General features: G+C 67.2%; 13 protein-coding genes and 1 pseudogene. 6 read left to right on the forward strand and 8 right to left on the reverse strand.

Features of this window, described 5'->3' with window-relative positions; genetic code table 11:
* Positions 1 to 199 precede the first annotated feature (199 nt).
* Positions 200 to 1,918, forward strand: a complete 1,719-nt coding sequence (locus TGR7_RS12525) for a methyl-accepting chemotaxis protein (RefSeq protein WP_012639044.1) — start codon at positions 200 to 202, stop codon at positions 1,916 to 1,918.
* Positions 1,919 to 1,997: 79 nt separating this feature from the next.
* Here TGR7_RS12525 and TGR7_RS12530 read toward each other — a convergent pair whose 3' ends face one another.
* The 5 genes from TGR7_RS12530 to TGR7_RS12550 form a co-directional block, all read right to left on the reverse strand.
* Entirely contained in the window at positions 1,998 to 3,071 is a 1,074-nt protein-coding gene (locus tag TGR7_RS12530) for a thioredoxin family protein (protein WP_012639045.1), read from the reverse strand.
* A 114-nt stretch (positions 3,072 to 3,185) separates the two neighbouring features.
* A complete protein-coding gene (locus tag TGR7_RS12535) occupies positions 3,186 to 4,544 on the reverse strand; it encodes a sigma 54-interacting transcriptional regulator (protein ID WP_012639046.1) in 1,359 nt (452 codons plus the stop codon).
* Between the two features lie 2 nt (positions 4,545 to 4,546).
* Positions 4,547 to 5,101: a hypothetical protein gene (locus TGR7_RS12540; protein ID WP_012639047.1), complete on the reverse strand. Its 555-nt coding sequence runs from the start codon at positions 5,099 to 5,101 to the stop codon at positions 4,547 to 4,549.
* Positions 5,098 to 6,591, reverse strand: a complete 1,494-nt coding sequence (locus TGR7_RS12545; protein WP_012639048.1) for a sensor histidine kinase — start codon at positions 6,589 to 6,591, stop codon at positions 5,098 to 5,100. The genes TGR7_RS12540 and TGR7_RS12545 overlap by 4 nt, the downstream gene beginning before the upstream one ends.
* 157 nt (positions 6,592 to 6,748) lie before the next feature.
* Positions 6,749 to 7,141: a hypothetical protein gene (locus tag TGR7_RS12550; protein WP_012639049.1), complete on the reverse strand. Its 393-nt coding sequence runs from the start codon at positions 7,139 to 7,141 to the stop codon at positions 6,749 to 6,751.
* Between the two features lie 597 nt (positions 7,142 to 7,738).
* Here TGR7_RS12550 and TGR7_RS12555 point away from each other — a divergent pair.
* From TGR7_RS12555 to TGR7_RS12575, 5 genes are all read left to right on the forward strand, one after another.
* Complete coding sequence (locus TGR7_RS12555; protein WP_012639050.1) at positions 7,739 to 7,945, forward strand: hypothetical protein; 207 nt, start codon at positions 7,739 to 7,741, stop codon at positions 7,943 to 7,945.
* Between the two features lie 217 nt (positions 7,946 to 8,162).
* Positions 8,163 to 8,387, forward strand: coding sequence for a hypothetical protein (locus tag TGR7_RS12560; RefSeq protein WP_012639051.1), 225 nt, complete (start codon positions 8,163 to 8,165; stop codon positions 8,385 to 8,387).
* A 61-nt stretch (positions 8,388 to 8,448) separates the two neighbouring features.
* Complete coding sequence (locus tag TGR7_RS17255) at positions 8,449 to 8,607, forward strand: DUF1328 domain-containing protein (protein ID WP_012639052.1); 159 nt, start codon at positions 8,449 to 8,451, stop codon at positions 8,605 to 8,607.
* Positions 8,608 to 8,982: 375 nt separating this feature from the next.
* Positions 8,983 to 9,528, forward strand: a complete 546-nt coding sequence (locus TGR7_RS12570; protein WP_012639053.1) for a DUF2058 domain-containing protein — start codon at positions 8,983 to 8,985, stop codon at positions 9,526 to 9,528.
* Between the two features lie 7 nt (positions 9,529 to 9,535).
* Entirely contained in the window at positions 9,536 to 10,234 is a 699-nt protein-coding gene (locus TGR7_RS12575; RefSeq protein WP_012639054.1) for a TVP38/TMEM64 family protein, read from the forward strand.
* 99 nt (positions 10,235 to 10,333) lie between these two features.
* Here the strand turns inward: TGR7_RS12575 and TGR7_RS12580 are convergent, their stop codons facing one another.
* The 3 genes and pseudogenes from TGR7_RS12580 to TGR7_RS12590 form a co-directional block, all read right to left on the reverse strand.
* A complete protein-coding gene (locus TGR7_RS12580; RefSeq protein ID WP_012639055.1) occupies positions 10,334 to 11,059 on the reverse strand; it encodes a ferredoxin--NADP reductase in 726 nt (241 codons plus the stop codon).
* Between the two features lie 159 nt (positions 11,060 to 11,218).
* Positions 11,219 to 12,020, reverse strand: a pseudogene (gene mazG, locus TGR7_RS12585) (nucleoside triphosphate pyrophosphohydrolase).
* Positions 12,021 to 12,023: 3 nt separating this feature from the next.
* Positions 12,024 to 12,593, reverse strand: a complete 570-nt coding sequence (locus TGR7_RS12590; RefSeq protein ID WP_012639057.1) for a YfaZ family outer membrane protein — start codon at positions 12,591 to 12,593, stop codon at positions 12,024 to 12,026.
* Positions 12,594 to 12,727: the final 134 nt, after the last annotated feature.

Genomic DNA, 12,727 nt, shown 5'->3' on the forward strand with positions numbered 1-12,727 from the left:
GATTCAATCGGGTTTGCGGATACGTTCGATCAAAAACCACCCTATTCCATTGAATTTTAGCGATTCAGGAGACCCATTTCGGCCTCAAACATTGGCGCTGGCTGCCGCTAGACTGTGTTGAACGGAGCATGCGGACAAGACTCCGGGGTTTACAGGAAGAGAACTCAACACATTCGGACATCGACAGGGAGTTCCACCCATGGCCAGTTCCAACCGCGTGCTTCAACTGCTTTCCACCACCCGGGCACGTCTCACCCTGCTCGGTTTCTCCACCTGCATCCTGGTACTGATCGTGGGCCTGCTGGGCATCCGCGGGCTCGGCCAGGCCGAACAGGGCATGCAGGACACCTACGATTACCGCCTGGTGCCGCTCACGGAACTGGCGGACATGATGTTCATGGCCATGAACAGCCGCATCCAGCTCATGAACGCCATCCGCGACGGCTCCCCCGAGGGCATCGACCGGCGCGTGGGCCGGGTGGAGGACATGGCCCGGGACATGGAGGCCAGCTTCCAGGCCATCCGGCCCACCCTGGCCTCCGGCGGCACCGACCCGGAACGCCTCGCCCAGTTCGAGACCCACCTGCAGCAATACACCCGGGACGGCCTGCTGGACACCGTGGCGGAACTGCGCGCGCGCCGGGTCACCGAGGCCAACCAGCGCATGGGCAACGAACTCTACAAGGCCTTCGGCCTGCTGCGCGACGACATCCGCTACGTGACCCGTAACCAGCGGGAGCTGGCCGAGACGGACTTCCAGCGCATGGTGGAGAACAGCGCCTGGGTGCGCAACGCCACCCTGGTGGCGCTGATCCTCGCCATCCTGCTGTCCCTGGGGCTCACCCTGGTGATCACCCGGCGCATCACCGCATCGGTCGCAGACCTGCGTCAGGCCAGTCACCGGCTCGCCGAGGGCGATCTCTCCGCCCGGGCCGATGACCGGGGCCACGACGAGTTCGGCGCGGCGGCGAAAGACTTCAACGCCATGGTCGACGGGGTGCGCGAGATCGTCTCCCGGGTGATCACGGCCACCGACGCCCTGCTGCAGAACGCCCAGCGGGTGGGCAGCATCTGCCAGCAGACCCGCCAGGCAGTCTCACAGCAGGAAGCCGAGACCGCCCAGGTGGCCACCGCCATGAACGAGATGACCGCCACGGTCCAGGACGTGGCCCGCAGTGCCGCCCAGGCCGCCGAGGCCACCCGCCAGGCCAGCGGCCACGCGGACAACGGCCGCAAGGTGGTCAATGGCACCGTCACCACCATCGGCAGCCTGGCCGACGAGGTGCGCCGGGTGAGCCAGGCCATCGACCAGCTGGGCGCCGACAGCCAGCAGATCGGCAGCGTGCTGGACGTGATCCGGGGCATCGCCGAGCAGACCAACCTGCTGGCCCTGAACGCCGCCATCGAGGCGGCCCGGGCCGGCGAACAGGGTCGGGGCTTCGCAGTGGTGGCCGACGAGGTGCGCACCCTGGCCTCCCGTACCCAGGATTCCACCCGCGAGATCCAGGAGATGATCGAGCGTCTGCAGCAGGGGGCGCGCAACGCCGCCCAGGCCATGGAGGGGGGACTCAAGCGCACCGACGAGAGCGTCGGTCAGGCCAGCAGCGCCGGCCAGGCCCTGGAGGCGATCACGGGCTCCGTGTCCACCATCGCGGACATGAACACCCAGATCGCCAGCGCCTCCGAGCAGCAGGGCGCCACCGCCGAGGAGATCAACCGCAACATCACCGAGATCAGCAAGCTGGCCAACCTCACCACCCGGGGCGCCGAGGACATGTTCGACGCCAGCGCGGAACTGGATCGCCTGGCGGCGGAACTGCGCGACGCCGCCGCCCGGTTCAGCCTGGACGGGGCGCCCGCTCAGCTGTCCTCAAAGCCCCGGCAGCCCATCGCCACCTCCCGCCTGGCCTCGGCCTGAGGCCCATCAAAAAGCCCAGGCCCCGATGTCCGGGGCCTGGGCTTTTGATCGTTGCGAGACGGGCGAACTCAATGTTTCATCACAATCCGGCGCCATCCCGCGCCCGGGCGGCACGCCAGCGCTGGAACTGGGGTTGTTCCAGGTAGCCCTGTTCGAGCACATAGTCCAGCCGGGCCTGCACGTTGGCGGTGATGCGCGGATTGACCTCGTCCACCGGCCGGCCGTGGGCATCCACCAGCAGGTCGGTGTCGGTGCGCAGCACCTCGTCGCCCTGCACGTCGAAGAACACCAGCGCCGGCGCGTGGGTGAGCCCCAGCCGCGCTGCCCAGTCCCTGGGACTCAGGGTCTCGCCGTCGGGCGTGATCACCCGGGCGTCCGCGTCGCTCATGTCCAGCTGCACCGCCTCGAACTGGCCGATGCCTTCGCGCACCGAGGGCACCGTCAATACGGTGCGGTGCAGACGCTCGCAGGTGTCGCAGTCGGGGCGCTCGAACACCACCAGCAGCGGACGCTGCGCGTCGCCGCCGCGCCGGTCCAGGTTCACCGGGGCGGTGCCGAACAGGGCCTGGTCGCGGATCACGGGGCGGGCGGGTTCGGCCCGGGCCGCCTCCCGTGCATCCAGGTAGGCGCGCAGGCTCTGGTGTTCGTAGGCGCCATCCTGCAGATAGTCGAGCGCTGCGGTGAAGCGCTCAGGCCCCACATAACCCACCATGCGCAGCAGCAGCCGCCCGTCCTCGCCGTAGAAGGCCAGCGTGGGGGTGAACTGGGCCCGCTCCTGCACCGCGAAGTCCTTGGCCCAGAGGGTCTTGCCCTGGAAGTCCACCACCTCGTCGTCGCTCATCACCTCGAAGCCAATGACATCGAAGCTGGCCTGCACCCGATCGACGATCTCGGGCCGGCCGAAGGTGTTTTCCAGGAAGGCATGGCAGTAGCTGCAGGTGCGCGTGCCGAAGAACAGCATCAGGCCGGTCTTGCCGGCCTCCCGGGCCTCCCGCAGGTCGGCGGGCATGTCCAGCAGGCTGTCCTTGAACCAGGTGGGGTGCTTGACCTCCACGGGACCCGAGGTCTGGGCCTGCACAGGGGAAATGAGCAACGCGGCCGCGAGTGCCAGCAGGCCGATGCCCAGGACACGAGGAGCTGTGAATCGCAGCATGGAACGCCTCCAGTCAAACCGATCTGATACCGACCTGAAGTTTAGTCCAGCAGAACTCTGCATCGGTTTCCCTGAGCACGGCAGATTCTTCTCCACCGCCCGGCCGCGTCGGCCTCAGGAGGCGCGGAACATCTCCGGCTCCAGGTGATGGCGCTTGAGCAGCTTGTAGAACTCGGTGCGGTTGCGGCCGGCGAGCCGCGCGGCGCTGCTGACGTTGCCGCCGGTGATGCGCAGCAGTTCCTCCAGGTACTCCCGCTCGAAGCGGTCCCGGGCCTCGGCCAGGGGCGGGATCTCGCTGGGGTCGCTGCGCAGGGCGCGCTGTACCAGGCTCAGGGGCACGATCTCCGTGGTGCACAGGGCCGCGGACTGCTCCACCACGTTCTGCAGCTGGCGCACGTTGCCGGGCCAGGAGGCGGCCATGAGCGCCTCCATGGCCTCGGGGGCGAAGCCCTCGACGCGCCGGCCGTTGCGCTCGTTGACCCGGTCCAGGAAGAAGCGCACCAGCAGCGGGATGTCGTCCCGGCGCTCGCGCAGCGGCGGCAGGTCCAGGCGCACCACGTTGAGCCTGTAGTAGAGGTCGGCGCGGAAATCCCCGTCGGCCACCGCCTGCTCCAGGTCCCGGTGGGTGGCGGAGATCACGCGCACGTCCACGGGCACCGAACTGTTGGCCCCCACCGGCCGCACCTCGCCCTCCTGCAGCACGCGCAGCAGCTTGGCCTGGAAGGGCAGCGGCATGTCACCCACCTCGTCCATGAACAGGGTGCCGCCGTTGGCGGCCTCGAACAGCCCCTTGCGGTTCTGGGTGGCGCCGGTGAAGGCCCCCTTGCTGTGGCCGAACAGCTCCGACTCCAGCAGGGCCTCGGGGATGGCGCTGCAGTTGACCGCCACGAAGGGCCTCCCGGCTCGCCGGCTGGCCCGGTGCAGGGCACGGGCCAGCAGCTCCTTGCCGGTACCGCTCTCGCTCTGGATGAGCACGTTGGTTTCGCTGTCGGCCACCAGGCGCGCCTGGCGCAGGGCCTCCTCCATCACCGCGCTGCGGCTGATGATGCCCTCTCGCCAGTCGCCGGCCACGGCCTCGTCGCCGCCCGCCTCCTGGCCCGGGCCCGCCAGCCGCAGGGCCTGGGACACGTAGTCCAGCAGGGCCTGGCTGTCGAAGGGCTTGGTGAGAAAACCGAACACGCCGCGCCGGGTGGCCTCCACGGCATCGGGGATGGTGCCGTGGGCGGTGAGGATGATGATGGGCAGGGCCGGCTGATCCTTGTGCACGGTCTCGAACAGGGTCATGCCGTCCATGCCGCCCATGCGCAGGTCGGTGATCACCAGGCGGGGCTGGTAATGGGGCAGCGTCGCGAGCGCCTGCTCTGCGCTGGTCACGGTCTTCACCTGGTAGCCCGCCGCGCTCAGGCGCAGGGAAAGCAGGCGCAGCAGACCCTCGTCATCGTCCACCAGCAGGATGCGTGCGGCCTCGGCCATGGCTACTGCCTCAACTCCATCTCGGGGGTGCGGGTGCGGTCGCGGATCTGCTGCTCGATGGCCCTGAGCTCATCCAGCTGGCGCTGCAGGGCATCACGCTCGCCGCGCGCCCCTGCCAGGCTGGTGCGCAGTCCCTGACGGGCGCGCAACTGGTCCCGCAACAGGCCCGCCAGCAGGGCCTCGCCGGGCGGCGTGTCGCTCCGTGCCTGGTGCCGCTCCAGCAACTCCAGCGCCCGGCCCTCCTCGGCAGGGTCTGCCAGGGCCAGGCGCAGCAGGGCCTCCCGCAGCAGGGGGGCCTCGCCGTTGTGTGCCTCGGCCAGGGCGCCGCGCAGGGCGGCCTCGCCCCCGGCGCCGAGGGCCGCAACCTCCTCCATGAGTAGCCCCAGGGTCTCGCCGGCCCGGGGCGGACACAGTTGCACCGGTGTGGCCCGGGGCTCGGAGGCCTTGAGCGCGCAGGGTTCCGGCGCGGACGGCCCCTCGGGGCCGAGCACGCAGGCGGCCAGGAACCAGGGCAACAGCAGGGCCGCGGCGGCGCGTGTGCAGCGACCCGGATTCATGCCGCGCGCCCCGATGCCTGCGCCTGCGTACCGGCCTGGTCCGGCGGCGCCATCCCCAGCCTGGGCAGTTCCAGACGCAATCGGGCACCGTTGTCCGCGTCCATGACCATGAGCCTGCCGTCCAGGGCCTTGGCATATTCCCGCGCGATGGAAAGCCCCATGCCGCTGCCGCGCACATGCCCCCTGGGACGCACATCGCCCTGGTAGAAGACCTCGAACACCCGCTCCCGGTCGGCCGGGGGGATGCCCGGACCCTGGTCAAGGATCTCCACGAAGACATGCTCGCCGTAATGGCCCGTATGTATCTGCACGCTGCTGTGTTCCCGGGTGAACTTGATGGCATTGGACAGGAGATTATCCAGAATGACCCGGATCTTTTCCCGGTCCGAATTCACCGTCTCGCCACTGAGTGCCAGCTCGATCTCCACGCCACGGCTGCGGGCGGCCAGCTTGTGCTGCTCCACCAGTTCAGCGATGAGAGCATCCAGGCGGATGGGTCGGGATTCGATCACCGGCATGGCGGTGTTGGCGACGCTGAAACGGATCAGGTCCTCGATCAGCTTCTGCAGCTGCAGGCTGTTGTCGTGCACGATGCGGGCAATCTCCGCCTGCTGATCGTTGAGCCGGCCCACCACCTGGTCCGAGAGCAGGTCTGCGCCCTCGCGGATGTTGGTGAGCGGGGTCTTGAGCTCGTGGGAGATGTGGCGCAGGAAGGTCACCTTCTGCTGCTCCAGTTCCACCAGACGCCGCCGCAGCCAGTCCAGGCGCGCGCCCAGGTCCGCCAGATCATAGGGACCAGTCACCCGGATGGGACGGTCAAAACGCCCGGCACCCAGGGCGCGGATGGAGAACTTGAGCTGACGCAGGGGCCTAGCGATGAGCACGGTGAACACCGCGGCCAGGGCCAGCACCGCGGGGATCAGGGCGGAGGCCTGCCAGAGCAGGGTCTGACTCACCTCGGCGGAGTGGGCCTGCATGGCCTCGACCTCGCGGGACACGGCGCGGGTACTGTCCTGGAACACCCCTCGGGCCAGTTCACCCAGGACGGGATAGACAGAGAGCGCCTCGCGTACCGCCTCACTGTCGTGGGCCTGCCCCTGGAGCACCTCGAAGGCGCCGGTCTCGCGGCGCTCCAGCAGCCTCAGCTGCTCCCACACCCTAGGCCCCAGGTCCAGCCGGTAGAGGCGCTCCAGGGCGGCCCCCAGGGTCTCGCGGCGCGCCTCGTAGGCCTCCATCAGGGCCGGGTCGCCCAGCACCTGGTACTGCCGGGCGTGACGCTCCAGGGCGGTGACATCCTCCACCAGGGTCCGGCTTGCCTGAATGGCCTGCACCGCATCCAGCACCGCCTGCTGACTCTGGTCCGTGAGCCGTTCCACCGACAGCAGCGCCGTGGTCAGCGCATAGGCGAGCGGCAGTGTCACCAGGGAAAACCCCAGCAGGATCAGCTGCAGGATGGTCAGGGAACGGTAGAAGGACAGTGGTGAGGCCACGATGGAGGGACTTATAGCAAGGGGTTTGCGCGCGGGTCAAACAGGTCTCCAGGCCCCTGGCGGCTCGGAGCCCAAACACAAACTGGCCGCCTCCGTTTGGAGGCGGCCAGATACATCGGCATGTCCCGCGCCCAGATCAAGGCGCGGCCGTCAGCCTTTAGCCCACGTGGGGCAGACCGCGGTTCTGACGCTCCTTGTCTTTGTCCTCATCCTTGTCCTTCTCGTGCATACCGCTGAGCTGCAGAGCGGAGTCGGCGCGGTTCTGACGCTCCTTCTCCTTGTCCTTCTCCTCGGCACCGGAGGCACTGCTCAGCTGCAGGGCGGAGTCGGCGCGGTTCTGGCGCTCCTTGTCCTTGTCCTTCTCTTCAGCGCCGGTGGCGCTGCTCAGCTGCAGGCTGCCACGCAGATCCTGGTAGTCACGGGTCTCCTTGTCCTTGCCCTGTTCTTCCTGGGCGGAGGCCACGAAGGCGGCAGAGGCGGTACCGGCACCCAGGGCACCGGCGGCAATCATGGCGATCAGCAGGGATTTCATGGAAGTACGCGTGCTCATGATGAGACTCCTGATTGAGTGGTTCTTGGTGGATAGGACCTGCGCAGGACGCAGGTCATGAACTTCGGGAGTCACCATTGCGATCATCGTGCCAACATCAACTATCTTTTAAAAAACATAAAGTTAGAAAGTTCAAGGCCTGTACCCAGCAACCCCAGGCTGTCGCCGACAAACGACAGGCATCGTACAGGGCCATTCCTATGCCACTGTTTTCAATCATTTTCTCGACTGTCTCTCTGAGGAGACACACCCCGCCAGGGTGCGCTTCCTGAGCCCGACACCCGACGGAATCAGGTTCGCCCTGCCGCGTTACCGGGCGTTCGGGGGCGATCACCGGGAGGCCGCATGCCGCCTGGATTTGCGGCCGATCGCCCCCCCCACGACGGGTTCAGCGTCCTGAGCACGATTCCGGTGTCACGACGTCCACCCGACGCCCTGATCACCCATGCGAAATCAGATATCCAGCTGATAAATAAGATCATTTATCGCCACACAGACCCGTCGGGGCGAGTACCTGGCATGGCTCATGCAAATGCATTCCAGCAGGACGTGCGATCAGCACCGCAATCATTACAGGAAACTCAGGAGGATCCTGCCATGACGGAACTCGCAGCCTGGTTTTTTGCCATTGCCGTGATCATGGCCCTGGCGAGCCTCACCGGACTGGCCGGCGTGGCCTCTGGCATCACCCAGATCCTGTCCGCGGCCTTCGCCGTGTTTTGTCTGCTTGCGCTGTTGTTCAGGGGGCCTGCAACGAGCACGCGGCATCCCCGGTCAACACACAGGCCACATGCGAGACCCTGAGCCCAGGCCAGGCAATCCACAGTCTCAAACGGGGTCAGGATGACCCCGATCCCCTTCGGCGGGCGCGCCTCCCCCCTTGATCCGACCTGGATCTCTCCCTGGCCCGCCGAGCCGTCACTAGGACGGCGTTTGGGCCGTCACCGGCAGGAAGACCGGTGACGAGCTCCCCTTTTTGGGAGGCAAAGCTATCACCCCCCATTCCCCAGGAGGACACTTCATGACAGACGTCCAGACATCCACCACCCCCCGAACACTGCTGCTCTGCGCCCTGTTCTCGCTGGCCCTGCTGGCCGGCTGTTCGGACAGCGGACCCGCGGAGGAGGCCGGCGAGCGCATCGACGATGCGGTCCAGGATGCCCAGGACGCCATCAGTCCACCCGGTCCCGCCGAGGAGGCCGGACGCAAGATCGACGACGCCGTGGACGAGGCCACCGGCAACTGAGCCGCGCCCTGACCGGGCCGTGCTCTGACCCGAGACACAACCCGAGACCAAGGAGACCCATATGCTTGGCTGGGCACTGATCTTTCTCATCGTCGCCATCATTGCCGGCACGCTGGGTTTTTCCGGCGTGGCGGGCGCCGCATCCTGGATCGCCCAGGTCCTGTTCCTGGTGTTCCTGGCACTGCTGGTGATCTCCCTGCTGGGCGGACGGCGAGTCTAGCTGTGTAAGCCCAACAGTGTGTCCCCCACCGCCGACCTATCGCGATGCATGCACCTCTCGGCCTGTCTCGCTGGCATAGGGCGGCCCGTGGCCGCCTGTGGATCGTGAACCTGCGGCTGTTGGCGAACCTGGGCTGTCGGCGGGCATGGCCCGCCCTATGGAACGCTTCTCCGGGAGACGACGGCGCGAGACAGACTCGGAGACCACCATCATTCGCGGTCCTTGATGCAATATCCGGGCGAGCCCCGCGCACCGACCAACACGCCAATGGCCCCGACATTTCCCGGGGCCGTTTTCCTATGGACCGCCTCGGGGCTTACAATGCCCCTCAGTCATCCGCGCTCCTGGGGCGCGTACAACGTGTTCGGACAAACCATGGCCAATTCACTGCAGGAACAGCTGCTGCGCGCCGGACTGGTGGACGAGAAAAAACTCCGCCAGGCGCGCCAGGGCAACAAACAGGACAAGAAGCAGAAGGCACCCAAGGGCGCCAGGAACAGCCAGCAGACGTCCGAGGCGGAACTGGCCCGGCGCCAGCAGGCGGAGCGTTCCCGGGAACTCAACCGCCAGCGTGAAGTGGAAGCCGCGCGCAAAGCCCGGGAGGCGCAGCTGCGCCAGATCATCGAGGCCAATCGCCTGCCCCGCCGGGAGGCCGACGTCACCTACCATTTCGAGCATGACGGCAAGGTGCGGCGTATTCACGTCACCCGCGACCAGCAGGCCCGCCTGGGCCTCGGCCAGCTGGGCATCGTCACCCTGGCCGGGGGCTACGAACTGCTGCCCCTGGAGGCGATTGAGAAGGTGCGCGAGCGGGATCCCGCCGCCGTGATCCTGATCGACGCCACCGACGACAAATCCCAGACCCCGGACGCCGACGATCCCTATGCGGCCTACCAGGTCCCCGATGACCTGATGTGGTGAGGCCGCAATGAGTGCAGACCCGGAGCATCGCGAGGAAGGCCGCGGCCTGGCTGGTGAGGGTGAGCGCCGCAGGCACCGCATGCGCCTGATGACCATCGCGGGGCTGGTGCTGCTGCTCGTCGGGCTGGTCCTGTGGCAGCCGGTGGCCGTGGCCGATGTGATCGACTGGGGTCAGTCCCTGGCCCCCCACCCCGCCGCGATCCCGGTGCTGATCCTGCTCCAGGCCCTGCTGCTGGCCCTGGCCTTGCCGGGCACCCTGATGCTCTGGGTGGTGGCGCCCTTCTACGACCCCTTGACCGCCGCCGCGATCCTCACTGCCGGCAGCACCCTGGGTGCCCTGGCCGCCTACTACACCTCCCGCTGGCTGGGCGGTCTCTGGCAGCCGGGCCCCACGGGGCAGCGGGTGCTCGATCTGCTGTCACGACAGGGCGATGTCTGGACCCAGCTGGCGCTGCGCGTCCTGCCGGGCTTCCCCCACTCGGTGATCAACTATGGCGCCGGGACCCTGGGGCTGCCCCTCGGTCCCTTCATGATGGCAACGGTCATCGGGCTGGCATTTAAGTGGCCGATCTACACCTACGCCGTACACACCCTGCTCACCTCGGGCACGGAGGGCACGGAGATCGAGTTGATGTCCCTGCTGCCCCTGCTCGCGCTGGCCGTGCTGCTGGTGGGCGGACGCGCACTGCGCGCCCGTTTGGGGTAGGGGCATACATCAGGCGACGCTGTCGGCCTGAAGGCCGACCTACGAAACCAGCAGTTTTCACTTGCCTCTTGTATCTTGCCTCTTGTCTCTAGCGCCCTCCTACCACCACTTCTCGAACACCAGCCGCTCCCTGGGAATACCCATGCCGGCAAGCAGTTCTGTCATGTCCTCGATGAAGTCGCGGCTGCCGCAGTAGTAGTAGAGGGCATCCTTCGGCAGGTTCATGGCGGAGAGCAGGTCATGACTGATGCGCCCGGTGTGACCGCGCCAGTCCTCGGCGTCCCGGGTCACGGTCATCACGCAACGGATGTTGGACGCAAGCCCCATGCGCTCCAGCTCGTCCCGGAACAGGATCTCCGCACTCTCGGTAACGCTGTAGACCAGGGTGGCCTGCACCTGGGGCATGGATTCGTGAATGGCGCGCAGGATGCCGATGAGTGGCGTGACCCCGATCCCGGCACCGAGCAGCACCACCTTGTCCGCCATGTGGGGTTCGAAATAAAAACCGCCCTGCCCCTGCGGTGACAGGTACACCGTGTCCCCCACTCGGGCGCTCTCGTGCAGGTAGCGGGTCACACCGTGGTGATCCGCCGCCTTCACGGCCAGCTGGATGCGCCCCCGCAGGGAAGGCGTGGACACCAGGGAGTATCCGCCCACGGCCCACTCGCCGCCCACCTGCGCCACCAGGTCGATCCACTGGCCGGGCCGGTAGCTGAAGCGCTCGCCCACCTCCAGCAGCAGCGACTTGATGTGCGGGGTCTCCTGCCGGATCTCGACGATGGTGGCGGGGAGCATCCCTTCGGGGGCGGTGGCGATGTGGTTCATGTTGGGCGTGACGCGGGCTATCGGTGTGTGGCCCAAGGGTAACAGGGAATCGGGTCGGAAGTGAGAAGGGGGAATTGAAGTAAGAAGGGGGAATTGGGAAGTAGGAAATAAAAGACCTTACTTCGCACTTTCCAATTCCTGCTTCCTGCTTCCCACTTCCTACTTTTGTTTCGCCTGCTCCCACAGTCCGTCCAGCTCCTGAAGGTCCGCGTCCTCCAGGCGCCGGCCCTGGGCGGCCAGGGCCTGCTCCATGAAGCGGAAGCGGTCCTCGAACCTGGCGTTGGTGCCGCGCAGGGCGGCCTCGGGATCCACGCCCAGGTGCCGGGCCAGATTGCACACGGAGAACAGCAGGTCACCCACCTCGTCCCCGAGCCGGGCCTCGGGGGCATCGGCCTCGATCTCGGCGCGGAGCTCGTCGAACTCCTCCAGCACCTTGGCCAGCACCGGGCCCGGCCTGTCCCAGTCGAAACCCACCCGGGCGGCGCGCTTCTGCAGCTTCACCGCGCGGGTGAGCGCGGGCAGCGCCAGGGCCACACCGTCCAGATGACCACGACCCTCGCCGGCCTCGACCCGCTCGCGGGCCTTCTCCAGCTCCCAGGCGGCGTGGTGCTCGGCCTCGCTGTCGTAGCGGACATCGGCAAACACGTGGGGATGGCGGCGTACCAGCTTCTCGGCCAGGGTCCGGGCCACGTCGTGGATGTCGAAGCGCCCCTCCTCCTCGGCGATGCGGGCGTAGAAGACCACCTGCAGCAGCAGGTCCCCCAGTTCCCCGCGCACGGCCTCGAAGTCCCTTCTCGAGATGGCATCGGCCACCTCGTAGGCCTCCTCCAGGGTGTGGGGGACAATGGTCTCCCAGGTCTGTCTCAGGTCCCAGGGACAGCCTGACTCGGGATCCCCGCAGGCGGGCCATGATGGCCAGCACCCGCTCAAGGGGGTCCTCCGGCAGGTCATGACTGGACATGGATCAGAATCTGAAGCGCACGCCGAAATGGACGTGCTTGTCCACCTTGTAGCTGCTGTCCCGATCCAGATCCAGGGTCAACTCACGATAGCCCAGGAAGCCGGACACGCCCGGGGTGACTTCCAGTTCATAACGCACGCCCACGTCGACCAGCTGATCCGCATCACCGAAGCTGGTGACCGAGGGGGCGAAGTGGATGTCGGCGGCAATGGCCATGGGCATGTTGGCGGGGATCGTGTAGCGCACCTCGCCACCCAGGGCGAGTGCCTGGAAGTTCTGGTCGGGGCGGTCGGTGCTGCCCACGTAGATCCTGCCGCCCAGACCGAAGGTGAGGGGCATGTCGCCTGCCGGGGTGCCGGCGGCATGCAGGCCGAAGCTGCCCATGTAGTCCTTGTCGTCGCCGTAGAACAGGCCGAAGGACATCTCCGCCCCCGGCAGGCCGATGCCGGACGCATCACCCGTGAAGGTCAGCTGGGCGGTCTTGTTGCTCAGGTAGGCCTCAACGCCGGCGGCCTGAACGGTGGTGGCAGCGCCGGCCAACAGGGCGGCGGCGATCAGTCTTGCCATACGCATGATGTCTCTCCTCTGGTTCGGATCTGGTGACGGATGAACCGGCCAGGCCGGTCAGTGGCCGCAAGCTTAACACGCCATATAGGGCTTTTTGGGGCTCGCGAACACAATTTGTGGGGGGCTGCGCGCGATCTCCC

The organism is Thioalkalivibrio sulfidiphilus HL-EbGr7 (assembly GCF_000021985.1).
Classification (GTDB): Bacteria; Pseudomonadota; Gammaproteobacteria; order Ectothiorhodospirales; family Ectothiorhodospiraceae; genus Thioalkalivibrio_A; species Thioalkalivibrio_A sulfidiphilus.